Annotated in this window: 21 protein-coding genes and 1 pseudogene; 13 read left to right on the forward strand and 9 right to left on the reverse strand. The window is 56.9% G+C overall.

Annotation, left to right across the window (positions count from 1 at the left end):
• The first annotated feature begins 35 nt into the window (after positions 1 to 35).
• Positions 36 to 2,204 (forward strand): catalase HPII, encoded by a 2,169-nt coding sequence (gene katE / locus JWR17_RS09245; RefSeq protein WP_299830501.1) that lies wholly within the window; start codon positions 36 to 38, stop codon positions 2,202 to 2,204.
• Between the two features lie 20 nt (positions 2,205 to 2,224).
• On the opposite strand, the gene JWR17_RS09250 is transcribed toward katE, so the two are convergent.
• From JWR17_RS09250 to JWR17_RS09265, 4 genes are all read right to left on the reverse strand, one after another.
• Positions 2,225 to 2,941: a PA5502 family lipoprotein gene (locus JWR17_RS09250; protein WP_299830503.1), complete on the reverse strand. Its 717-nt coding sequence runs from the start codon at positions 2,939 to 2,941 to the stop codon at positions 2,225 to 2,227.
• 100 nt (positions 2,942 to 3,041) lie between these two features.
• Complete coding sequence (znuB, locus tag JWR17_RS09255) at positions 3,042 to 3,824, reverse strand: zinc ABC transporter permease subunit ZnuB (RefSeq protein WP_299830505.1); 783 nt, start codon at positions 3,822 to 3,824, stop codon at positions 3,042 to 3,044.
• Positions 3,817 to 4,605, reverse strand: a complete 789-nt coding sequence (znuC, locus tag JWR17_RS09260; protein WP_299830507.1) for a zinc ABC transporter ATP-binding protein ZnuC — start codon at positions 4,603 to 4,605, stop codon at positions 3,817 to 3,819. Before znuC ends, znuB begins: the two co-directional genes overlap by 8 nt.
• Positions 4,605 to 5,087: a Fur family transcriptional regulator gene (locus tag JWR17_RS09265; RefSeq protein WP_299830508.1), complete on the reverse strand. Its 483-nt coding sequence runs from the start codon at positions 5,085 to 5,087 to the stop codon at positions 4,605 to 4,607. The genes znuC and JWR17_RS09265 overlap by 1 nt, the downstream gene beginning before the upstream one ends.
• A 66-nt stretch (positions 5,088 to 5,153) precedes the next feature.
• Here JWR17_RS09265 and JWR17_RS09270 point away from each other — a divergent pair, with 66 nt between their 5' ends.
• Positions 5,154 to 6,077, forward strand: a complete 924-nt coding sequence (locus JWR17_RS09270; protein WP_299830510.1) for a zinc ABC transporter substrate-binding protein — start codon at positions 5,154 to 5,156, stop codon at positions 6,075 to 6,077.
• 71 nt (positions 6,078 to 6,148) lie between these two features.
• On the opposite strand, the gene JWR17_RS09275 is transcribed toward JWR17_RS09270, so the two are convergent.
• Positions 6,149 to 7,099: a homoserine kinase gene (locus JWR17_RS09275; RefSeq protein WP_299830512.1), complete on the reverse strand. Its 951-nt coding sequence runs from the start codon at positions 7,097 to 7,099 to the stop codon at positions 6,149 to 6,151.
• A gap of 36 nt (positions 7,100 to 7,135) precedes the next feature.
• Complete coding sequence (locus tag JWR17_RS09280; RefSeq protein ID WP_299830514.1) at positions 7,136 to 7,423, reverse strand: DUF2782 domain-containing protein; 288 nt, start codon at positions 7,421 to 7,423, stop codon at positions 7,136 to 7,138.
• A 74-nt stretch (positions 7,424 to 7,497) separates the two neighbouring features.
• Here JWR17_RS09280 and polA point away from each other — a divergent pair, with 74 nt between their 5' ends.
• Positions 7,498 to 10,260 carry a DNA polymerase I gene (gene polA, locus JWR17_RS09285; RefSeq protein ID WP_299830516.1) on the forward strand — a complete coding sequence of 921 codons (2,763 nt, stop codon included), beginning with the start codon at positions 7,498 to 7,500 and terminating at the stop codon, positions 10,258 to 10,260.
• A gap of 281 nt (positions 10,261 to 10,541) precedes the next feature.
• On the opposite strand, the gene yihA is transcribed toward polA, so the two are convergent.
• Positions 10,542 to 11,192, reverse strand: a complete 651-nt coding sequence (gene yihA / locus JWR17_RS09290) for a ribosome biogenesis GTP-binding protein YihA/YsxC (RefSeq protein ID WP_299830518.1) — start codon at positions 11,190 to 11,192, stop codon at positions 10,542 to 10,544.
• Positions 11,193 to 11,383: 191 nt separating this feature from the next.
• Here yihA and JWR17_RS09295 point away from each other — a divergent pair.
• The 7 genes and pseudogenes from JWR17_RS09295 (at position 11,384) to JWR17_RS09325 (ending at position 18,733) form a co-directional block, all read left to right on the forward strand.
• A pseudogene (locus JWR17_RS09295) lies at positions 11,384 to 11,662 on the forward strand (c-type cytochrome).
• A gap of 58 nt (positions 11,663 to 11,720) precedes the next feature.
• Entirely contained in the window at positions 11,721 to 12,335 is a 615-nt protein-coding gene (locus JWR17_RS09300; RefSeq protein WP_299830520.1) for a c-type cytochrome, read from the forward strand.
• 198 nt (positions 12,336 to 12,533) lie between these two features.
• Positions 12,534 to 13,175, forward strand: a complete 642-nt coding sequence (locus tag JWR17_RS09305; RefSeq protein ID WP_299830521.1) for a thiol:disulfide interchange protein DsbA/DsbL — start codon at positions 12,534 to 12,536, stop codon at positions 13,173 to 13,175.
• A gap of 12 nt (positions 13,176 to 13,187) precedes the next feature.
• Positions 13,188 to 14,066 carry an endonuclease/exonuclease/phosphatase family protein gene (locus tag JWR17_RS09310; protein ID WP_299830523.1) on the forward strand — a complete coding sequence of 293 codons (879 nt, stop codon included), beginning with the start codon at positions 13,188 to 13,190 and terminating at the stop codon, positions 14,064 to 14,066.
• Entirely contained in the window at positions 14,063 to 16,147 is a 2,085-nt protein-coding gene (locus tag JWR17_RS09315; RefSeq protein ID WP_299830525.1) for a GGDEF domain-containing protein, read from the forward strand. Before JWR17_RS09310 ends, JWR17_RS09315 begins: the two co-directional genes overlap by 4 nt.
• Before the next feature lie 107 nt (positions 16,148 to 16,254).
• Positions 16,255 to 17,037, forward strand: coding sequence for an N-acetylmuramoyl-L-alanine amidase (locus JWR17_RS09320; protein ID WP_299830527.1), 783 nt, complete (start codon positions 16,255 to 16,257; stop codon positions 17,035 to 17,037).
• 82 nt (positions 17,038 to 17,119) lie between these two features.
• A complete protein-coding gene (locus JWR17_RS09325) occupies positions 17,120 to 18,733 on the forward strand; it encodes an EAL domain-containing protein (RefSeq protein WP_299830529.1) in 1,614 nt (537 codons plus the stop codon).
• Between the two features lie 65 nt (positions 18,734 to 18,798).
• Here the strand turns inward: JWR17_RS09325 and JWR17_RS09330 are convergent, their stop codons facing one another.
• Entirely contained in the window at positions 18,799 to 20,586 is a 1,788-nt protein-coding gene (locus JWR17_RS09330) for a KinB sensor domain-containing domain (RefSeq protein WP_299830531.1), read from the reverse strand.
• A 10-nt stretch (positions 20,587 to 20,596) separates the two neighbouring features.
• Positions 20,597 to 21,943 carry a sigma-54-dependent response regulator transcription factor AlgB gene (gene algB, locus JWR17_RS09335; RefSeq protein WP_299830532.1) on the reverse strand — a complete coding sequence of 449 codons (1,347 nt, stop codon included), beginning with the start codon at positions 21,941 to 21,943 and terminating at the stop codon, positions 20,597 to 20,599.
• A 229-nt stretch (positions 21,944 to 22,172) separates the two neighbouring features.
• Here algB and JWR17_RS09340 point away from each other — a divergent pair, with 229 nt between their 5' ends.
• The 3 genes from JWR17_RS09340 to JWR17_RS09350 all read left to right on the forward strand — a co-directional run bounded on the left by JWR17_RS09340 (position 22,173) and on the right by JWR17_RS09350 (position 24,004).
• The gene (locus tag JWR17_RS09340; RefSeq protein ID WP_299830534.1) at positions 22,173 to 23,021 is read left to right on the forward strand and encodes a BON domain-containing protein; all 849 of its coding nucleotides are present in this window, start codon (positions 22,173 to 22,175) and stop codon (positions 23,019 to 23,021) included.
• Positions 23,022 to 23,070: 49 nt separating this feature from the next.
• Complete coding sequence (locus tag JWR17_RS09345; protein ID WP_299830536.1) at positions 23,071 to 23,505, forward strand: PA2169 family four-helix-bundle protein; 435 nt, start codon at positions 23,071 to 23,073, stop codon at positions 23,503 to 23,505.
• Between the two features lie 214 nt (positions 23,506 to 23,719).
• Complete coding sequence (locus JWR17_RS09350) at positions 23,720 to 24,004, forward strand: hypothetical protein (RefSeq protein ID WP_299830538.1); 285 nt, start codon at positions 23,720 to 23,722, stop codon at positions 24,002 to 24,004.
• Positions 24,005 to 24,006 lie beyond the last annotated feature (2 nt).

Genomic DNA, 24,006 nt, shown 5'->3' on the forward strand with positions numbered 1-24,006 from the left:
CGGCGGGTTACCTGCGTCCAAGGAGTTTTAGTCTGATGGCCACGAAGAAGACCATAACAAACACCACTACTGCCGCTACTCCCAACACCATAAACAGCCAATTGGCCGGCACTGACACATTGGATAGGGGCAACACCAATGAGAAAGTCGAGAGCCTGGAGCAGTTTCGATCCGACGCCACCGGGCAAGCCTTGCGCACCAATCAGGGCGTAAAGGTTTCTGATAATCAGAACACCCTGAAGGTTGGCGATCGTGGTCCGTCCTTGTTGGAAGACTTCATCATGCGTGAAAAAATCACGCACTTTGACCATGAGCGGATTCCGGAGCGCATCGTCCATGCGCGCGGCACCGCCGCCCACGGTTATTTTCAGACCTATGAAAACCATGCGCTGCTGAGCAAGGCTGGTTTTCTGCGGGACCCAGGGAAAAAGACCCCGGTCTTTGCCCGTTTTTCGACCGTGCAAGGGCCACGGGGCTCTGGGGACACAGTGCGTGACGTCCGCGGTTTTGCAGTCAAGTTCTACACGGATGAGGGCAATTTCGACCTGGTCGGCAACAATATGCCGGTATTCTTTATTCAAGACGCGATCAAGTTTCCAGACTTTGTACATGCGGTAAAACCCGAACCGCACAATGAGATCCCAACCGGTGGCTCGGCCCACGACACGTTTTGGGATTTTGTTTCGTTGGTGCCAGAGTCGGCGCACATGGTGCTGTGGACCATGTCTGACCGCGCTATTCCGAAAAGCCTGCGGACCATGCAGGGGTTTGGCATTCACACCTTCCGCCTGATCAATGCTGAAGGTAAGTCAACCTTCGTCAAATTCCACTGGAAGCCAAAATTCGGCGTTTGCTCATTGTTGTGGGATGAGGCGCAGAAACTGGCAGGCAAAGATACCGACTTCCACCGCCGGGATTTGTGGGAATCGATTGAAACCGGTGACTATCCGGAATGGGAACTTGGCGTACAAATCGTTGCTGAAGAAGATGAACATTCGTTCGACTTCGATATCCTCGACCCGACCAAGATCATTCCTGAAGAGCTGGTGCCAGTCACGCCGCTGGGCAAAATGGTGCTGAATCGCAACCCGGACAATTATTTCGCCGAGACCGAGCAAGTCGCGTTCTGCCCAGGCCATATGGTCCCCGGCATCGACTTTTCCAACGATCCGCTGCTACAGGGCCGTTTGTTTTCCTACACCGACACGCAGATCAGCCGACTCGGTGGACCAAACTTTCACGAGATTCCTATCAACCGTCCGCTGGCACCCAATCACAGCAATCAACGCGACGCGCAACACCGGACGACCATCGACAAAGGTCGGGCCTCGTACGAGCCCAACTCAATCGACAGCGGTTGGCCGAAAGAAACGCCGTCTGCGTCTCAAGACGGTGGCTTCGAAACCTACCCTGAGCGCCTGGAGGCACACAAGGTGCGGCGCCGCAGCGAATCGTTCTCTGACCATTTCTCCCAGGCGACGTTGTTTTTCAACAGCATGAGCCACCACGAGAAAGAGCACATCATCGCGGCGTACAGCTTCGAGTTGGGCAAGGTTGACCGCGAGTGGATTCGTGAGCGTCAGGTCAATGAAATCCTGGCCAACATTGATTTGCAATTGGCCTCCCGGGTTGCTGCAAACCTTGGCCTTTCTGCGCCCACCGCCGGGACTGTTCCCGCTAAAGCGGTTTCGGTGACCGAGTCTCCGGCGTTGAGCCAAGTGAACTTGCTGTCGGGCGACATCGTTTCGCGCAAAGTGGCGATTCTGGCTGCCAACGGCGTTGATGGTGCGGCTATCGACGCGCTGAAAAAGGCTTTGGAGGCCGAAGGCGCTCACGCCAGGTTACTTGGGCCGACCTCGGCACCGGTCACTACGGCGGATGGCAGAACGCTGCCGGTGGACGCCTCAATGGAAGGCATGCCATCTGTTGCGTTCGACGCCGTGTTTGTACCGGGCGGCGCTGATTCGGTCACGGCGCTGAGCAGCGATGGTGTGGCGTTGCACTTCTTGTTGGAAGCGTACAAGCATCTGAAGGCCATTGCCTTGAGCGGTGAAGCCAGTCAGTTGCTGGACGTTCTGCACCTGGAAGCGGACGAGGGGCTGTTAGTGGGCAAGAATGGCAAGCTGTTCAAGCCATTTATCGCCGCAATCGCTCAACACAGGGTATGGGCGCGGGAGCCGAAGGCAAAGGCGATTCCGGCCTGACCCCCGATAACCTATAGAAATTACAACTTCGCGGGCTTGAGGATCATGTGGGCAGGTTGGCTTCGGTCAATCTGCCGCTCCAGCTGCAATTCAAAATCCGGATTGATTTTGGTTACGCGCTTGGTCAGCAGGGTTGCGAGCCACTGGAAGTCATCCGTGCGGGGCACCTGAAGCACAACGGTGCAATCAAAGGCCGTGACATCGGCGGCAATCGCGTCTAACTGACGACGCAATTCACGCATATTGCCGATTTTCAGCGCGACGGTCGTGCTTTCAGCCGTGGGGTCGATGACTTTTGCGATGCGTTTGGCTTCAGCGGCCTTCAAATCGGCTTCGGCTTTCTCTAACTCTGCCTTGCGCGCCTGGGCAATCGCGCCATTAACGCCGCTGGTCAAGGCCGGGGCTTTGGGCATCAGCACCCGTGCACGGCTCAGCGCGGTGGCGGCTGCGTTGACATCGCCTTTCTGAAGAACAATCTGGCTGCGCTTCAAGTACGCCTCAGCCAACTGTCGTTGGTACTGCTCAATCCGCGGATCATCCGGCATCTGTTTTTGCAGAACGGCCAACTGATCTTCGGCAGTGGCCAGTTCGCTGCTGGCGATGTTTTGCTCAAGCTGCTCGAAGCCGGAGGGCTGGGCGGCAGGCGCGGGTGCTTCGACCATCGGCGCAGTGTGGCAAGCGCCCAACAGAATTGAAAATGCGACAAGGAGCAGATAACGGGAGGTGAACGGCTTCATCCTGCGATTCTCTAATTGCGCAAAAAACGAGCAAGTCTACACACAAGTGCCTTGCCCCGAAAATAACTGTTCGATTGTGGGCGCATTTTCGGGTCAGGGGCTACCGCCTGGGCAAAACAAAGCTAAGCAGAAACAACACCGCGGCGCTGACCACAATCGAGGGTCCGGCCGGTGTGTCCTTGAACCACGACAAGGCCAGCCCGCTGCATACCGCGACTACGCCTAATAGACTCGCACCGAGGGCCATTTGTTCAGGCGAGCGCGCGTGGCGTTGTGCCGCAGCTGCCGGAATGATCAATAACGATGTAATCAACAGCACGCCGACGATCTTCATGGCGACGGCGATCACGATGGCAATGAGCAGCATTAGCGTCATGCGCAAGGCCGCCACGGGCAGGCCTTCTACGGTGGCCAGTTCTTCATGCACCGTAATGGCGAGCAATGGGCGCCAGAGCCCGACGATCAGTCCCATGACCACGGCGCTGCCACCCAGGATCCAGGCAAGGTCAGTGGGGCTGATCGCCAACAGATCTCCAAACAGATAGCCCATCAGGTCGATCCGTACGTTGTGCATGAAGCTCAGAACCACTAGCCCGAGGGACAAGGTGCTGGGTGCGAGAATTCCCAGCAGGGTGTCAGACGCGAGCGGTTGGCGCTTTTGCAAGGTCACCAGCAAGATTGCCAGCAGCAGGCAGCCGACGGTAACCGCCAGCGCGGGGTTGATATTCAGCAGAAAACCCAAGGCCACTCCGAGCAACGCCGCGTGGGATAAGGTGTCGCCGAAATAGGCCATGCGTCGCCAGACCACGAACGAGCCCAGAGGCCCCGCAACCAACGCCAATGCCAGACCTGCGAGCAGGGCATAGAGAAGAAAGTCATCCATGCTTGCAGTTGTCCCCGTGGACGTGAGTGTGCGCCGCTACGGCACCGTCATCGACCACCGCACCGTGCAGATCATGGGCGTGATCGTGGTGGTGGTGATAAATCGCCAGGCTTTGAGCATTGGTGCCGAACAGCTCGACGAAGGCTGGATCGTTGCTGACCTGTTCCGGATGGCCCGAACAGCAGACGTGTCGATTGAGGCAGACCACTTGATCGGTGGTGCTCATGACCAGATGCAGATCGTGAGACACCATCAAGACGCCGCAACCGTGCCGATCACGCAACCGGGTGATCAGGCTGTAGAGCTCGGCCTGGCCTGCGACGTCTACGCCCTGCACCGGCTCATCGAGAACCAGCAGTTCCGGTTCGCGAAGCAAGGCGCGGGCCAGCAAGACACGCTGCATCTCACCGCCAGAAATACTTTGCAGCGGGCTGTCGATGACCCTTTCCGCCCCGACTTCATTGAGTGCCGTCAATGCCGCTTTGCGGTCGACACCGGGTACAAGTCGCAAGAAACGCAGCACGGATAAGGGTAGGGTTGGATCAATGTGCAGCTTTTGCGGCATGTAGCCGACGCGCAATTTAGGCTTGCGCCAGACGCGACCCGCGTCGGGTTTAAGTAAGCCTAGAACCGCCCGAACCAGCGTGGTTTTGCCCGCGCCATTTGGACCTATCAACGTGACGATCTGTCCCGGCTCGACGCTGAGTTTGATGTTCTCAAGCACGCTTTGCCCGGCATAGTTGACGGTCAGCTGATCGAGGCGGATCAATGCAGTGCTCATCAGGCGGCCTTGCAGCCTGCACATATACCGATAATTTCGATGGTCTGCCCTTCCACCGTAAAGCCGACTTCGGTAGCCGCGCCGATGACCGCCTGGGTAATGGCGGGGTGTTGCAGTTCAATGGCGGCGTGGCATTCGCGGCAGATCAGGAACTGGCCCTGGTGCGCATGCGTTGGGTGGTTGCACCCGGTGAACGCGTTGAGTGATGCGATGCGGTGAACGAGGCCGTTTTCCAGCAGGAAGTCCAAGGCACGGTAAACCGTAGGCGGCGCTGCACGGCGACCGTCTTCTTCGCTGAGGACCGCGAGAATGTCGTAGGCACCCAACGGTTTATGGCTCTGCCAGACCAGCTCTAGTACCCGACGGCGCAGGGCGGTCAGGCGCAAACCTTTACGCGCACACAGCGTGTCAGCCTCGGAGAGCGCGGTGTGCACGCAATGGGAGTGGTCATGGGGGCGACTGGCAAGCGGTGTTTTAGGCATGAGCGGCGACGGCTTTTGTGAGAGACGTTATTATGTTACCTGTTCCTGTCCCCTTGGGTGGTCTTCGTGTCCCGTCTTTTTGCGTTTATTGTTGCTTTATCAGCCAGCCTTTTGCTGATTACCTCCGCCCAGGCTGACGTCCGGGTCCTGACCAGTATCAAGCCATTACAACTGATCGCCGCTGCCGTTCAGGACGGCGTAGGTACGCCTGAAGTGTTACTTCCACCGGGGTCTTCACCGCATAATTATGCGCTGCGTCCGTCCGACGTACGGCGGGTGAGCGAGGTGGACTTGCTGTATTGGATCGGTCCGGACATGGAGAGCTTCCTACCGCGAGTACTGAAAAGTCGCACGCTGCCCACTGTCAGTGTGCAGTCATTGCCTGGTTTGCAGCTGCGCCATTTCGCTGCAGACAGTCAGTCCCATGAAGCAGCTGATCCCGCTGAACATGATCACGATCACCAGCCGGGCAGTCTTGATGCCCATTTATGGTTGTCTTCGGTCAATGCGCGAGTGATAGCGGCGCGGATGGCCAGTGATCTTGCTGTAGCGGATCCGGCTAATGCCGCGCGTTATCAAAGCAATTTAAAGGCGTTCGATGGGCGCCTCGACGCCATGGACGCCCGGTTAAAGGCTCGGCTTGCGGGCGTCGGTACTAAGCCGTTCTTTGTCTTCCATGAGGCGTTTGATTACTTCGAAGATGCCTATGGGATCAAGCACGCTGGCGTCTTCAGCGTCGCCGAAGAGGTGCAGCCAGGTGCAAAGCATGTCGCGGCAATGCGCGCGCGATTGACGGAAGTGGGTAAAACCTGTGTGTTCAGTGAGCCACCCCTGCGTCCGCGCCTGGCAGAAACCCTGACAGCAGGGTTGCCGGTCAAACTGGCCGAACTCGATGGATTGGGCGGCTACACCCCGGCGACCGCCCAAGGCTATGAGCACATGATGGAAAAGCTTGGTAATGATCTGGCTGTGTGTCTGGAGTCGTTGTAAGCCATAGGAGGTCGCCCTTCATCCAGACGCCGCGTTGTCGCGCAGCAAACACAATCTGTAGGATCCGGCTTTTACAACGCAAAGGGCAGCGGCGTGTGGGTATGCTGACGTTGTGTCAGCCGTTGCTGGAACTCCATCGGGTCGTGGATCAATACGTCTTGTCCGGCGAACGATTCTGCGGCGATCAAGCGTGACAGCCAAAAGCGTACGCAGGCCACACGCAGCAACGTCGGCCACAGTTCGGCTTCGCTGGCCGTGAACGGCCGTAGTCCAGCATAGGCACCAAGCATGGCGCGGGCGCGGGGGCCATCGATCTGGCCGTCCTCGCCTGAGCACCAGTCGTTAAGCGCAATGGCCAAGTCATACAACATGGGGCCTGAACAGGCATTGTAGAAATCAATCAGTCCGGTCAGGTGGGTGCCTTCGAACAGCACGTTGTCCCGAAATAAGTCTGCATGCAGGTTAGCCCGCGGCAACCCCAGGATTCTTGGCTTCAGGCGTTCGATCTCTTCCAGGGCCGATTGCAACAACCCTCGCTGGGTAACGTCCAGGTGCGATAAAAAGTTCGCGCCTTCTACCAGCATCCAATCCAAGCCACGGTCCGTTTTGCGCTCCAGTACCCGTTCACGGGTTGCCAGGTGCAAATGCCCGAGCAACTCGCCGATCTGCACGCAGTGTTGAGCATTCGGTTCTTTGATGTGTTTGCCGGGCAGGCGCGGTTGCAACAGCGCTGGTTTACCCGCCAACTCGCGCAGGGCGCTGCCGTCGGTGGTGCGCAAGGCGTAAGGCACCGGCAGGCTGGCATCGTGAAGAATGTCGAGCAGCTCGATGAAAAACGGCAAATCCTGAATCGGGCCGCGCTCGACCAACGTCAGAACGTATTCGCCCTGTTCCAGGCTGATAAAAAAATTAGTGTTCTCGCTGCCAGCAGCAATGCCTTGAAAATCACGTAAACGGCCAAGCCCATAAGGGGCCAGAAAATTTTCCAACTCGGGACGAGCCAGGGGGGTAAACACGGACATGGTCAAGACTGCCAGCAATAAGGTGAATGTAGGGCGTTACCAGCTGAAAATGACCCAAGAGGGAATCAGCATGTCCGGTTGGTCCGAACGAATAAAATTGGCGTCTGTGCCATCGGCGCGTACCAAAAAGTACGGTTTGCCGTGTTCCGGCGTTATTTTGATTGCATAAAGGAAGCCATTTTGCCGGTATTCCTGAATGACTTTGTCGCCTTCCGTGCGAATAGTGATGTCAGGTTCCGCTGACGGAGCATCTTCCTCCGCCAAAACGGCTGTCGAACAAAGTAGTAACAGGCCGGCCAGCCACAGGCGATTTGTTGTTCGCATGATAACCTTGTCCCTTTGTCGTCAACGGTCCTCGCATTCTAGCGCCGACCCCGTCGAAAAGGTTGATCCTGCTCATGAGCCAAGCCCCCCTCGTCCTGGTGGACGGTTCTTCTTATCTTTACCGCGCTTTTCATGCGCTGCCGCCGCTCGCCACGTCTAAAGGCCTGCCGACCGGAGCCGTGAAAGGCGTGCTCAACATGCTTAAAAGCCTGCGTCGACAGTACCCGGAAAGCCCTTTTGCCGTGGTATTTGACGCCAAAGGCGGCACGTTCCGCGATGCGCTGTACACCGAGTACAAAGCCAATCGCCCAAGCATGCCGGACGATCTGCGGGTGCAGGTTGATCTGCTGCACGCCTGTGTAAAAGGCTTGGGTTACCCGTTGCTGTGCGTTGATGGCGTCGAGGCTGACGACGTCATCGGTACGCTGGCCCGCAGCAGCGCGGCGGCCGATCGCCCGGTGATCATTTCCACCGGCGACAAAGACATGGCGCAACTGGTAGACGGGCACATTACCTTGGTCAATACGATGACCGGTACTGTGCTGGACGTCCCTGGCGTGAAGGAGAAGTTCGGCGTCGGTCCTGAGCACATCATCGATTACCTGGCGTTGATGGGCGACAAAGTCGACAACATTCCTGGCGTACCGGGCGTGGGCGAAAAAACGGCGGTTGGTCTGCTGGTGGGTATCGGCGGCGGTTTGATTGAGGTTTACGCCAACCTGGAGAAAATCGCCGCGTTGCCTTTTCGCGGGGCAAAGACCCTGGCGATCAAGCTTGAAGAACACAAGAATATGGCGTTCCTGTCCTACGAACTGGCGACCATCAAGATAGATGTGCCGTTGGACATCGAACTGGACGCCTTGCATTGCAGCGAGCCGGATCGCGACAAGCTGATGGAGTTGTACACCGAGCTGGAATTCAAAAGCTGGATCGATGAATTGCAGCGCGACGCCAAGCGCGCCGGTGAAGAAATTATTATCCCCGATGAGCCGGTGGTTGCTGAAACGCACTACGAAACCATCCTCGAGCAGGACCGATTGGACGCCTGGCTAAAAAAGCTCAGCGACGCCAAGCTGTTTGCGTTCGTCACTCAAAGCAATGGGCTCGATGCCCAGCGTGCGCAACTGGTCGGTATTTCGTTTGCGGTCAAGGTCAATGAAGCGGCGTATGTCCCGCTGACCCACTCTTACATGGGCGTGCCGCAACAGCTGGACCGTGACTGGGTGCTGCGTGCGCTCAAACCATTGCTTGAAGACGCCAGCAAAATCAAGGTCGGCCAGCACGCCAAGTTCGACATCAATATTCTCGCCAACTGCGCCCTGAACGGTGATCAAAACCAAGGCATCACCGTTCGGGGTCTGGCGTTCGACACCATGCTCGAATCCTATGTGCTTGATTCCACCGCCACTCGGCACGACAAAGACAGCCTTGCCCTCAAGTACCTGAGCCATACCAATACCAGCCTGCAAGACATTGCTGGAAAAGGTATGAAACAGTTGAGCTTCGACCAGATCGCACTGGAACAGGCAGCGCAGTTTGCCGCCGAAGATGCTGACGTCACCTTGCGTCTGCACCAGGCCTTGATGGAAAGACTTGCCGTGACGCCAAGTCTGGCGCCGGTGCTGACCGAGATTGAGATGCCGCTGGTACCGGTCTTGGCGAAAATCGAACGTCAGGGCGCATTGGTCGATGCCAGGTTGCTGGGTATTCAGAGTGTCGAGCTGGGCGACAAGATGACCGCTCTGGAGCGCGAGGCGTTTGCTATCGCCGGTGAGGAATTCAATTTAGGTTCGCCGAAACAACTGGGCGTCATCCTGTATGAAAAGCTCGGTCTGCCGGTGCTCAACAAGACCGCTAAAGGCCAGGCGTCTACTGCCGAAGCGGTGCTGGCCGAATTGGCTGAGCTGGATTTCCCGCTGCCCAAAGTGCTGATGCAGTACCGCTCCATGAGCAAGCTGAAAAGCACTTACACCGACCGACTTCCTGAGCAGATCAATCCACGTACCGGGCGCATCCATACCTCCTACCACCAGGCAGTGGCCGCGACGGGTCGCCTGTCCTCCAGTGATCCCAACCTGCAGAACATTCCCATTCGTAGCGCCGAAGGGCGTCGGATTCGTCAGGCGTTCGTCGCGCCCAAAGGCTACAAGCTGTTGGCGGCGGACTACTCGCAGATTGAGCTGCGGATCATGGCGCACCTGGCCAAGGATGAAGGTTTGCTGCATGCATTTCGCAATGATCTGGACGTACACCGCGCAACGGCTGCCGAGGTATTTGGGGTCGAATTGGAAAGCGTCAGCGTCGACATGCGTCGTAAGGCCAAAGCTATTAACTTCGGCTTGATCTACGGCATGAGCGCCTTTGGCCTGGCCAAACAAATCGGCGTGGACCGTAAGGAGTCACAAGCCTATATCGACCGTTATTTCGCCCGTTATCCCGGTGTGCTCGAGTACATGGAACGCACCCGCGCACAGGCTGCAGAGCAAGGCTATGTCGAAACCATCTTCGGCCGTCGCCTGTATTTGCCGGACATCAACGCAAAAAATCAATCGCTGCGCAAAGGCGCCGAACGCACGGCGATCAACGCGCCAATGCAAGGCACTGCAGCTGACATCATCAAGAAAGCCATGATCGCCGTGGATGGCTGGCTGACCGACTCTGGAATTGATGCCCGGGTCATTCTGCAGGTCCACGATGAATTGGTGCTGGAAGTACGCGAGGAATTGGTCGAGCAGGTCAGCGAACAGATTCGACCGCATATGAGCGGCGCGGCCACCCTGGACGTGCCACTGCTGGTGGAAGTTGGCGTGGGCAATAATTGGGACGAGGCGCACTAGCCTGTTGCCCGGGCCGCGACTTAAGGTCGCAGCCTGGATGCCGCATCGACCCTTTATGCCTCAAACGGACGACGTTTATAGCAAAGAGGCGCGGTCGACGTTGGAACTAAACCAGTGAATTGCCAGTCAGAGCTTGGGAATGGCTGGTGAAGCCCTTCGATGCTCCTATGTTGTGTTAAGTGTTGGCAGATATCCAGACCCCCGCCCTAAGGGTCTGGAACTTGGACCCCGGAACTTCCCCCTCCCCATAGAAGTCCGGGGTTTTTTTTGCCCGCAGTTTGTTACGCCTCTGGCTCGACCAGTTCCGAGCCCTTGTCTGCCAACTCCATCCAGCCTGCCAATACCGTGTAAGCCTCTTCCAAACCCAAGCGTTTTGGCGCTGAAAACAACGAAATACTCACAGCCTCGCCCCAACCTTTGCGAATCTCTGCTTGAATCTTCAGCAGCGTGTTTTTAGCTGCGCCGTAGGTGAGTTTGTCGGCTTTGGTCAAAAGAATGTGCATCGGCATGTGACTGGCGATGGACCAATCCAGCATCAACAGGTCGAAATCGGTCATTGGATGACGGATATCCTTCATCAGAATCAGACCTTTGAGGCTTTCGCGGCTGCCCAGATAGGCTTCCAAGTGACGCTGCCAGTGCAATTTCAGCGGGATCGGCACCTTCGCATAGCCATAACCAGGCAGGTCGACCAAGCGTCGATCCTCGTCCAGATTAAAGAAGTTCAGCAGTTGGGTACGACCCGGAGTTTTCGACGTCCGCGCCAGGCTGGCGTGGGTAAGGGTGTTCAGCGCGCTCGACTTGCCGGCGTTGGAGCGCCCTGCGAAAGCCACTTCAAAACCTTCGTCGTCGGGGCATTGATCGACTTTGGCAGCGCTGAGCATGAAGGTAGCCTGTTGGCACAGACCGAGGATGGGATTCTTGAGTTGCATGAGATTTCCGATGAGGGCGGGTGCCGGCAGAAGCGCGGCAAGCGGTGTCGTTTCCGTTTCAGTAGCGCCAGTATATAATGCCGCAGATTTTGTGTGTGCTTTGTCCCACCATAGGATGAAGTACACGGGAACGATGAGTGAATTGCGCAACTAGAACGCAGCACGTTCCCAGCCCTGAAAAAGTCGTTTTCATGAATGAATGGCTGTTAGCTACCGGTATCTTGATGCCGTTCTTCAGTGCTCAGGCTACACAGGATCCAGAAGCTGTGTACAACCGTGCTTGTGGGGCCTTTCGTGCCGACCATTGCCAAATACCACCGAAATCCGGTGATCTGGCAGTTGGGCGCCTAGACTGTCGCAAGGTATGGAGGCGCTGGTGCAACACGTCACCCAGGGTTTCAAGGCAATGCCGCCGCGTGGATTGTGCATGGACTGCAGGTAGCGAGGATTACCGCGCAATCATTCGATGAATGAGCGCGTAAACCCGCCACATAACTTTCTAACCCTTAGCCGTAGTTGGATTAGCTGATGAACAAATTACTCGCGAGTCTGCTGTTGACCCTGGGCATCTCCGGTATGGCCCACGCTGCCGGTGTGGTTGGCGATGCTGCTGCCGGTCAGGCAAAAGCTGCTGTGTGTGGCGCTTGCCATGGCCCGGACGGCAATAGCATGGTGCCTAACTTTCCAAAATTGGCCGGTCAGGGCAACCGTTACCTGATCAAGCAGTTGCATGACATCAAGGACGGCAAGCGCGTCGTTCTGGAAATGACCGGCCTGCTGAATAACCTGCAAGACCAGGACCTCGCGGACCTCGCGGCCTATTTTTCCAGTCAGAAAGGCAGCGTCGGCGCAGCGGATCCCAAGCTGGTTGCCGCCGGTGAAGCGCTGTTCCGGGGTGGCAAACTGGACCAGGGCATGCCCGCCTGCACCGGGTGTCACTCGCCCAATGGTGTCGGCAACCCGGCTGCCGGCTTTCCGCACCTTGGCGGCCAGCACGCTGCCTACATTACCAAACAGCTGACCGGTTTCCGTGAAGGCGATCGTACCAACGATGGCGATACGATGGTCATGCGTAGCGTAGCGTCGAAGCTGAGCAACAAGGATATCGCGGCATTGTCGGCGTACATTGAAGGTCTGCATTGATATCGGTCTGATCGGTTGCGATTGATTTCATCTTTCGCAACAGTTTTTTCAGGCTTAATCACTGAGACGCAGCAACAAAAAGGGTAGCCTCGGCTGCCCTTTTTCGCATCTGCCAGCGTTACACTAACGAACTCAAGCCCACCGAGCCAGTCCAAGACTGGTCGCGTCAAGGCGACCTCAAATGCCCAGGAGTAAAGCATGCGTAATCTGATTCTCAGCGCCGCTCTCGTTGCCGCCAGCCTGTTCGGGATGTCTGCCCAGGCTGCCGACCCAATCGAAGCCGGTAAACAATATGTAGAGCTGAGCAGCGCCGTCCCTGTCTCTGTGCCGGGCAAGATCGAAGTAGTAGAAATGTTTTGGTATGGCTGCCCACATTGCTATGCCTTTGAACCCGTCATCAATCCATGGGTAGCCAAACTGCCTGCCGACGTTCACTTCGTTCGTATTCCAGCGATGTTCGGTGGCCCGTGGGATGCACACGGTCAACTGTTCATCACCCTCGACACCATGGGCGTAGAAAGCAAAGTCCACGCCGCAGTGTTCGAAGCTATCCAGAAAGAACACAAGCGTCTCGACAAGCCGGACGACATGGCTGACTTCGTCGCCACCCAGGGTATCGATAGAACCAAATTCCTTGAGACTTACAACTCCTTCGCCGTAAAGGGCAAGATTGCTCAGTACAAAGAACTGGCGAAGAAATACGAGATTTCTGGCGTACCGACCATGATTGTCAATGGCAAGTACCGGTTTGACCTGGGCACGGCTGGCGGACCTGAACAGGCGCTGCAAGTCGCTGATCAGTTGATTGCCAAAGAGCGCGCCGCAGTCGCTGCCAAGTAAGCGGCCCCGGCCATGGGACGTTGGAGAGCAGAGCGCATCGTTGGCCGCCCGGATGCAAAGGTCAACGAGCACCACCTGCAAGCAAGCGGTTTACCGGCTGATGGTCGGTTGCGCCTGCTCAGTTTCAATATTCAGGTCGGTATCAGCACAGAGCGCTACCGACATTACCTGACCCGAGGCTGGCAACATTTATTACCGCACACCGGGCGAGCCGGCAATCTGCAAAAAATTGGCGACCTGCTGGGCGACTTTGATCTGGTCGCTTTGCAAGAAGCCGATGGCGGCAGCATGCGCTCGGGCTACGTCAATCAAGTCGAACACCTCGCCCACCTTGGGGCCTTCCCGTACTGGTACCAACAGCTCAATCGCAACCTGGGTCGTTTTGGCCAGCACAGTAACGGCGTGCTCAGCCGCTTGAGACCGTGGGCAATTGAAGATCATCCGTTGCCGGGGCCTGCAGGACGTGGCGCTATCCTGGTCCGCTTCGGCGAGGGCCCGGAAGCATTGGTTGTCGTGATGATGCACCTGGCGTTGGGTGCGCGAACCCGCACCCGTCAGTTGTCTTATATTCGCGAACTGATTGGCGGTTATCGGCACCAGGTGCTGATGGGCGACATGAACACCCACGCCATCGATTTGCTGGAAAACTCGCCGCTTCGTGACCTGGGGTTATTAGCCCCGCAAATCGAGGCGACGTTTCCCAGTTGGCGTCCGCAGCGTTGTCTGGATCATATTTTACTCAGCCCTACCCTGACCCTTGAACGGGTACAGGTTTTAGCTCAACCCATCTCCGACCACTTACCCGTTGCGGTAGAGATTCGGTTGCCCGTTTCTTTAAGCGCTGACGCGCTGCCGGCTCTCAGCACGCCTCCTCGTGGAACACTTGCATGAGCGACGAAGCATCGCGCTGGAAAGAAAAATACCTCAAAAACATAGATCAACAGGACAAGCTTCAGCGTCGCTGGGACGCCCAGCTCGACTTGCTGCGTCGCGGCTTGGTGCGCAGCAGTCTGGCGGCCGAGGGCACTGATCGGGCAGTCGACCAATGCATGAAGGAAATGCGTGAAATCGTCCGCAAGGACGACATGGACGCAGGCCTTGCTGCATTGATCCCGCGTCTCGAAAAAGCGGTACTCGATTCAGAGCAGCGCCGTGAAACCCGCGTCGGTCAGATGGGCGCTGCCCTGAATGCGTTGGTCAGCCAGTTGCAACGCTTGCCTTTGCCCCGCGAAGTCAGCCGACCGCTCAAGGCCTTCGCCAAAAAACTCGATGACCGGATTTCCCAGGCACGGGAGCTGCCACTGCTGTTGGATGAATTGAGTGGCCTGCAAGGCAAAGCCTTAAGTATTCTGGAAAATCCTGATGAGGGTGCACGGCCAGGGTTTTTGCAGCGCTTGTTCGGCGCGCGGGATGCGGCCAATGCGGGTGCGGAACAGTCATCAGAGGTTTCAGTAGCGGGTCCGGTCGCGGCGGATGCGCTAGCCCGGAACGCTGAAGAAATCCACGAGGGCGATTCCCTCTCCGTCGAAACTGCCCCTATTGTCGTTGAAATGGCGCCCGACCTCAGTCCGATTGCCATGGCTACGCCAGCCCCAACGCCAACGCCAACGGCTGAAGCGACGGCTCCGGTTGCAGTCCCGGATCCCTCCGAAACCGTACAGACCCTGAGCGAAATTGTCGCCGGCGCTGAAATATCTGCTGCTGAAGCACCACCGGTCGCCAACGAGGGGGTCGAGACGCCGAGTCCGGAGCTAAAGCCCGAACCAGAACCAGAACCAGAACCAGGCGAAACAATTTCAGCGCCTATAGAGCCGTCGGAACAAGCGGAGCTCGAACAAGGCGCCGCTGAAGAATCTGGCGCTCCGGATACCTTTACCGGCGAGCCGGCAGACCCGACTTACGCTCTGCCTTCCAGTCCCGAGCCAAGCTATAGCTCGGTGGCGAACCATATCGAAGAAACCTTATTAGGTCTGCTTGATGATTTGACCTTGCCAGAGCATCACCGTCCTCAAGCGATGGCGATGCGGGCGCGCTTGGAAAAGGGGCTGAACTGGTACGAGTTATTACCGATTCTCGACGACCTTGCAGTGCTGATGTTGGCCATCAACGACAGTGGTCAGCACGACTTCGAGGTGTATCTCAAGCAGCTCAATGAGCGCTTGGAGGCTTTCCAGAGCAACTTGCAGACGGCCAGTAACGATCATGCGGATGGTCGCTCGGTGGCGCGGGGCATGCAGAGCGAGCTGCGTGAACAGGTCGGCGGTTTACAAAGCAGTGTGCTAGAAGCCGCAGACCTGAACAGCCTCAAGCAGGTATTGGAAAACCGTCTTGAAGGTTTGCTCGGCACCATGGACCAGCATCAACGGCAACATGACCAACGTGAACAGGACATTGCCTCACGCCTACAAGGCTTGGCGACCCGCGTTGCAACCATGGAGCAAGAGGCGCAAGGATTTCGGGTGCACCTGGAAGAGCAGCGCCAGAAGGCCCTGATCGATCCCCTGACAACGTTGCCCAATCGCGCGGCGTGGAACGAGCGGCTGGAACACGAAGTTAGTCTCTGGCAAAAAAATGGAAACAAGCTGCTGTTGAGCATGATCGATCTCGATCACTTCAAGCGGATCAACGACAACTACGGCCATCTGGCGGGGGATAAGGTACTCAAAATCATCGCCAACGAGTTACGTAAACGCCTGCGACCGGGTGATTTCATCGCTCGGTTTGGCGGGGAAGAATTTGTCTTGCTGATCCCTAATACCTCCGAAACCGAGGGCATAGCACTACTGAATAAGCTGCGCATCGCCGTCGAGGCGTGCCCGTTCCATTTCAAAGGCGAGCCGGTGACGATCACGCTCTCCATGGGGATCACCGCCTTCAGAATCGGCGAGCGAAGCGAGTCGGTGATTCAGCGGGCGGATCAGGCGCTCTATCGTGCCAAGAGCGAAGGGCGTAACCGGATCGAGCAGGGCTGATCGCTGAGCTATTTAATGAGCGGATATTTCAATCCAGGCTTTAACTCAGCGCTTATCCTGCATTACGTTATGCTATTGCATGACTCCGCTGTGTAATTTGAATTGCCATGAAATTGCTCGTCTCTTTGGTACTGCTCGTTCTCTTGACTGCTTGCAGCAGTCCCGGCCTGAAGCTCGACACCACTCACCCATCGACCAACTTCGACGGCCGGGCGCAGTTCGTCATCGTGCACTACACGACCGCGTCGCTGGAACGGTCCCTGGCATTGCTGACCCATGGCGAGGTCAGTAGCCATTACTTGATCGGCGACCAGCAACACCCGGTGATCTACAAGTTGGTGGATGAGCAATTTCGGGCCTGGCATGCAGGTGAGAGCGAGTGGGAGGGCCGCACCTGGCTCAACTCCAGTTCCATCGGTATTGAAATCGTGAACCCTGGCTATCGTGATTTGCCCACAGGCCGAGTCTGGTATCCCTACACCGAAGGGCAGATCCAGGCCCTGACGCTGCTGCTCAAGGACATCGTCAAGCGTAACCATATCGAACCGCGGCACGTGATCGGCCACAGTGACATCGCCCCGCTGCGTAAGCTTGATCCGGGGCCGTTGTTTCCATGGAAGCGTCTGGCTGCAGAAGGGTTGGGCGTTTGGCCGGATGCTCGTGCCGTGGTTCAGCGTCAGGCGTTAATGATGGACAACGTGCCAAGCGTCGGCTGGTTTCAGCAGCAGTTGCTCCATTTGGGTTATGCGACACCGCAGACAGGTGAACTCGATACCGCTACACGCCGCGTCATTGCGGCTTTTCAGATGCATTACCGTCCTGAGCGCTTCGATGGCCAGCCGGACGTGCAAAGTGCCGCTATCCTTCAAGTGCTGAACAACCAGGATTAAATACGCTCGGTCCGTCCGATTGGGCGGGCTATTTTCCGACTTGTTGCTATACCTCATTGGCTATTCCTCGAGATATCCATTGATGGCTACGGCTGCAACACTCATCGCAAACTCACGTCCCTGGTTGTTGGCACTGCTAGCGGCAACACTCAGCGCTGTCCTTTTATTCGGATGCAGCTTGGGTTTGACCCTGCATCAGGCACGGCAAGACGAAAGCGCGCAGATGAATGCTCAGGGTGAGCGCTTTCTGCTACGTCTGGAGCAATTGTTCGGGCAATTGCGCGAAGGCCTCGATCAGCTGGAAGCGCAACCGTTGCGCACGTGCAGCCTGCAGATGCTCGACACACTGCGCCAGGTCAGCGTCAGCTACCGATTTATCTATGAGGCGGCCTTCGTCGGAGATGGCCGCACATGTTCCAGCTGGCCCAAACGCACGGAGCTGAGTCGCCCGCGGGCGCCGGACATTCGCGGCCCTACCTACGACTATTGGCTCAACACTTCGGCTCAGCCCGATGACAATCTGGCGGCATTGATGCTTGGCAGAGGCGACTTCAGGGTGTCGACTTCTCGGGGGCACTTGACCGATGTAGTCGATTTGCCGACAGGCGGCAGTCTTCTGGTGGTGCTGGACAAGGGTACAAAAGCAATCCCGGTGATGGGCCCCGCTCAGGTGTGGCCGCCGACACCCGACTGGTCGCCGGTGACTGTAGAAACCTTGGTCACGACGCCCACTCAGCTGATCTATCGCATGCCGACACAAAGCCCCGAGTACCAACTGGTGCTCATCACTCCGCGCACCGTGACGGGGCAACCGTTAAGCAGTGCATGGTGGTTCCTGGCACCGGCGAGCTTGCTGATCGCGCTGTGCGTAGGCGCGCTGGTATTGCAACTCATGCGCCAGCGCCAGTCTTTGGGCGGGGAACTCGAAGGGGCATTGCGCCGTGGCGAATTACAGGTGTTGTACCAACCGATATTCGAGCTGAAGAGCCGTCGTTGTGTGGGGGCTGAAGCATTAGTGCGTTGGCGACGACCTGACGGCAGCCTGACCAGCCCTGATTTGTTCATTCCCTTGGCAGAAAATACCGGCCAAATACGGCAAATTACTGACTTCGTGCTGCAGCAGTTGTTGGAGCAGTTGGGCCAGTTACTCCGCGCCAATCCGCACCTCTATATCTCAGTAAACCTGGCAGCCTGTGACGTGATGGCGCCTCGAATCGGTCGAGTGACCGCTCGGTTGTTGGCCCAGCACCATGTTTCGCCGCACCAGATAGCCTTCGAAGTAACAGAACGCGGGTTGATCGACGTGGTGGTGGCGCGTAACCATCTCCAAGCGTTGCGCGATGTCGGTCACCAGGTATTGATCGATGATTTTGGCACGGGTTATTGCAGCTTGGCCTATCTGCAAACGTTGCCGGTTGATTGCTTGAAAATCGACAAGGCGTTCATTGACGCGCTGGGTCACGACGCGGCCAGCAGCGGCGTAGCCCCGCACATCATTCGTATGGCCCATGCGCTGCAATTGCGGGTTATCGCTGAAGGGATTGAATATGAGGCTCAAGCGGTGTTGCTCAGCAGCGAAGGCGTGAGCTACGGCCAAGGCTGGCTGTTCGCCCGCCCATTAACCGCGTTGAAATTTAGCGAGCTAGTGACCGGCGGTCGGCGAGCAATAAACCGACGGGGTGATGATGAAGCGTGATGTTGAACGTGATCGCCGGCTAACCCTGTGAGCGAATGAATCCGGTCTGTAGGAGCCATGACCCATTACAACGGCAATGCCATGTAGAACTGCGTTCCTTGCCCTGGCCTTGAGTAAACGCCCATTCGGCCTCCGTGCAGCTGCACGATTTCTTTGCACAGCGCCAAGCCCAATCCTGCCCCGCCTTTTTTGCGTCCGACTTGGACGAAGGGCTCGAATATCCTGCCTTGTTGCCCGTAGGCAATGCCTTCGCCGTTGTCTTCAACGCTGACAATGACCCGTTCGCCGTGGCGTCGCGCCTGCAAGCGGATCAAGCCATTTTCGGGCGTATGCCGTAGGGCGTTATCCAATAAGTTGTCCAGCACACGGTCCAGCTGTGCCTGATCGGCGTGCAAGCGCGGCAATGGTTCGAGGATTTCCACCAACAACATGATGTTTTGCTCCTCAGCCTGCTCGCGGAACCGTTCGCGCGCATGCTCAAGCAGTTCCTCAACGGTGCAAGGCGCGAGGCTGAGCTTTTGTAACCCATTCTGATAACGCGAGAAATTCAGCAGGTCGTTGATCAGCTGCATCAAGCGCTGCATTTCTTCATTGACGGTATTAAGCAGGTCGGCTTCTCGTGATTCGGGAGGGAAATGCACGCGCTCCTGCAGTAAACCGAACGCCATGTGCATCCCGGTCACGGGCGTTCGCAGCTCGTGAGAGGCGCGTAATACAAACTCGCTGCGGACCCGCTCGAAAGCACGCTGTTCTGTTACGTCGTGCAACACCATCACGGCGCCGAGGATGTTGCCTTTGGTATGGCTGACCGGCGTCAGGCTGTAGGTTAGCAGGCGCGATTCGCCATCGACCTCGATAGCCAAGTCTTCCGGGGCCCGCTCTAGATTGCCGCCACGCAAGGTCAGGTACAGTTGCTCATCCAGTTCCGGGCGCTGCAACGCTTCGCCCAACCCTTGTCCGAGCCTGTTTTCGTCCCAGCCAAGCTGGCGTTGCGCCACCGGATTGAGGTGCTCCAGCCGCCCTTGCCGATCAATCATCAGCAAGCCGTCATCAATGCTATCGAGTACCGCCTGAAGTCGCTGCTGACCAGCAAGCAGTTCGTCGACATTGGTTGCCTGATGCTGGCGCAATGCCTCGGCCATAATGCCGAAACGGCGCGTCAACAGGTTCATTTCCGCTGCGGAGGAAATAGGCAGCGTGACTTCGAAGTTGCCTTGGCCGATGTTGTCGGCGGCTTTGGCCAAGGCTTCGATCGGTGCGCCAAAACGCCGGGCGATACCATGAGCGGTAATAAATCCAATGCACAGTACAGCGATACCGACTAATCCCAGCAAACCAGCGACCCAAAGTGCGCGTTGCCGGGCCATGTTTTGAGTTTGACTGATATTATCTAGCGCCTGCTCGTGCGCGCTGATCAGCGTGGCGCGCAACTCCCGAAAGCTGTCGGTAAGCATGAGGTTGTCATGCAGCGTGGCGGGCTGTTTTTGAAGCTGACCGAAATCCTGCAAAAACTGCTGGTAGTTGACGCGCGCCTGGACGAACCCGTGCTGCACATTGTCTTGCGCATCGTGCTCGATGCCTTGGGCCAAAAAGTCCCGAAACTCTTGTTGTTGCTGACTGATAGCGCTGAGATCAGGCGGCATTTTCAGCATCAAAATCAACTGATCACCCAGGTTCTGGCGCAACTTAAGGCTCAGGTCCAGGGAGACGAAGTTGTGCTGGATCAGTGATTCTTGGGTTTTAGCCATTTGCATGACGCTGACAAGGCCCAATAGCAGCCCCAGCAGCGCGACGGTCATCAGCGCCGAAATGCTCAGGAACAGGCGAGTACGCAACTTCATGGCCAGTTTCATGAGGGAGGAGTCATAAGTTGTATTGTTTGCGTTTGCGGTAAAGCGTCGACGCGTCGATGCCTAGGGTTTTTGCCGCTTGATCAAGCGTATCGCTGGTGGCCAGGACAGCACCGATGTGGGCTTTCTCCAACTCGTCCAGACTCATGGCAGCACCCACGCGCGGGGCGTTATTGGTCGGTTGTTCGGCCATGCCCAAATGACTGATCTCCACGCGTTCCTGCGGGCAAATAATGCTGGCGCGTTCAATAACGTTGCGCAGTTCCCGTATGTTGCCTGGCCAACGATAGTTCAGAAGTGCTGATCGCGCCTCTTCGCTGAAGCCGCGGGCAGGACGCGCATATTCTTTGACGAAGCGCGCCAGAAAGCGGTCTGCCAACGTCAGAATATCTTCGCTGCGCTCACGTAGCGGCGGCAAATGCAGGGTAATAACGTTCAGGCGGTACAGCAGGTCCTCGCGGAAACGGCCATCGCGCACCATGTCTTCCAGGTTCAAATTGGTGGCCGCGAGTATGCGCACGTCGGCACGGCGGGTGACCGGGTCGCCCACGCGCTCATATTCCTTGTCTTGAATGAAGCGCAGCAGTTTCGGCTGTAACGTAAGCGGAAAGTCGCCGATTTCGTCCAGGAACAGCGTTCCGGCATCTGCCTGATTGACGCGCCCGAGGGTGCTTTCGCTGGCCCCGGTAAACGCGCCGCGACTGTGGCCGAACAACTCACTTTCCATCAATTCGGCGGTAAGCGATGGGCAGTTGATAGTGACGCATGACTTTTTAGCGCGCTTGCTCCAGCCGTGTATCGCACGGGCCAGCTCCCCTTTACCGGTGCCAGACTCGCCAAGTATCAGAATGTTTGCGTCGGTGTTTGCGACCTGACGAGCCGTTTCCAGCACCGCCATCATCGACGGGCTGTGTGAGTCCAGGCCATCTTTGGGTTTGCGGACCTCACCTTCCAACGCCTCAAGCCGTGCCGATAACTGACGAACCTCCAGCTGTTTGGCAGTCGCGAGGCGTAATTGATCGGGGCTGCACGGTTTGACCAGATAATCGGCAGCGCCGGCTTGAATCGCATCGACCGCCGTGTCGACCGCCGAGTGGGCGGTGACGATTACCACGCGCATCCATGGCGCCTGGATACGCATTTGCGCCAGAACGTCCAGCCCATTGTCTTCGCCAAGTCGTAAATCCAGGAAGCAAAGGTCGAACACCTGACGCTGAAGCAGCGTTTCTGCCTGAGCCGCGCTGTTGGCGGTGGCAACCGTGTAACCCTCATCTTCAAGGCAATAGCGGAAGGTGCGAAGAATCGCGGATTCGTCGTCCACTAATAGAATACGGCCCTGACGGTCAGTGGCTGTGTCCATATTCCTACGCTCCGCAATGAATGATCTTGGTTAGTCCCGGAAATATCGGGCAAGTTGCATGGTCGATTCTGATTGATTCCGCGCCTTGCATGGTAGCTCTATGACGGCTTATGGGTTATCCGGCTGATATTTAACGGTATTTAGTTAATAAACGGACTGGCACGACGCTTGCGACTTCTGCGAACTGTGGTCAAAAACGACCCGCGCTTGTTTCATGGAGAATCGTTTTATGCACCTGCTGAAGAAAATCGCCCTGGCCACTGCCACAACTGCAGTGCTGGGATTGGCTCCTATGGCTGCATTTGCAGCTGAAGAAGACCTAGCCAGTCAACTTACTGAGGCTCGGCAAGAAGGTTCGATCTGGACGGCATTTGCGTTAAATAGGCACCTGAGTCCCTTTAAGATCGATGTCAGTGTTCAGCGTGGTACAGCACTGCTCAAAGGCAAGGTCGAAAATAACGTCGACCGGGAACTGGCCGAGCAAATCGCTCTGGACGTTAGCGGCATCGATAAAGTCGACAACCAATTGGAAATTGACTCGTCCGTCGCCGCCGAGCCTGGAACTAAAGCCACTATCGCTCAGCAGTTCGAGGACGCGACGCTAACGGCGACGGTGAAATCCAAGCTGCTGTGGAACAGTGTTACCGAGGCGCTGAATATTCAGGTAGACAGTAAGGACGGCGTCGTAACGCTCAAAGGTCAGGCACAAAGCGCCGACGCAAAACTGCTGGCTGGCAGCCTCGCAAGCAACACTGACGGCGTGACCGAGGTCAATAACTTGATTAGCCTCAGTGCAACCGACCCGTCGGCGCCTAAGGTGCAGCCGGGTTCAACGAGCGCTGGCGAGGCCATCAGCGACCTTTGGATCACCAGCAAGGTGAAGTCCAGTCTTATCTATAGCCGTAACCTTGACGGCATCAACATCAAGGTCGACACCAAAGGTGGCATGGTTAGCCTAAATGGTGTTGTTGCCAATTACGCCGAAAAACAACTTGCAGTTGAGATCACCCGGAACATACGGGGTGTTCGCGGGGTAGATGCCGACGCCTTGAAGGTTGTGACGGCGACGGCCAGCTAAGTTGGACTAACACCGTCCAACCAATGAATACATCAATTGGAGAACTATCATGAGCGAAGCACATACGCAGCTTAACGAACTCATTGAAATCACCCGCGATGGCCAACGCTTTTATGAGCATGCCGCCGAGGAAGTTAAAGACCCGCGTTTCAAGACGCTTTTTTTGGAGATGGCCAAAGCAAAGACTGATGTGATCAGAGCGCTTTCGGTGGAAGTCGCTTCCGAGAACGAAACGCCGTCTGACGGCGGAACCATGGTGGGCAGAATGCGCCAGCTATATGCCGATACCAAAGCCAAGATGTCGAGTGACGAGAGCGTGACCTACATCGAGCAGCTTGAAGAAGCGGAAGACCGCATTTTGCATGCGTTCGAGGACGCGCTGCAAAGCGCGGACCCCAAAGTTCAAGCGTTGGCAGCCGAGGAGTTACCGCAAGTGCGGGCTGCCCATGATCGGATGCGCAATTTGAAGCGAGACACGCATTAAGGGTTCGACGTGGTCGTCGGGCATCCTGCACGATGCCAACCCTGGCATCGTGCAGGATGCTCGCAGACAGGTCCGGGGAATGTAGTTAACATATTGATTTTTATAGATTAAATTTCAAATCAAAAGCTGGCACACAGACTGCAATAGAGAAGATACCAGGATGAGCATCGAGCTCACCGAACAAGAACAGCCACTCGTGTGGGGGAGCTTCAGGATGACCAGCCAGCGTTTCGCTCAATTGCGTATTTCGCCTCTGCATATCCAGCAGGGCTTGTTTGCCAGCCTTGCGCTCCTCGTCACGTTAGTTGTCGGCCAACAATTTCAGCGTTGGGACACCCCTTCAGCGAACGTCCATGTCAGCCAGCGGGTCGCTACGGCTCACATTTACTCGGTGGTAAGTGCGGCTCCGTCAACGGCACAGTCCCGAAACGCCCAGTCAGCGCAAGCAACCGCGCCGGTATTAAGTGAGCAAGCTCACACACAGACTTGGGTGTTTTAACC

The organism is Pseudomonas sp., from assembly GCF_028293835.1.
Taxonomy (GTDB): Bacteria; Pseudomonadota; Gammaproteobacteria; order Pseudomonadales; family Pseudomonadaceae; genus Aquipseudomonas.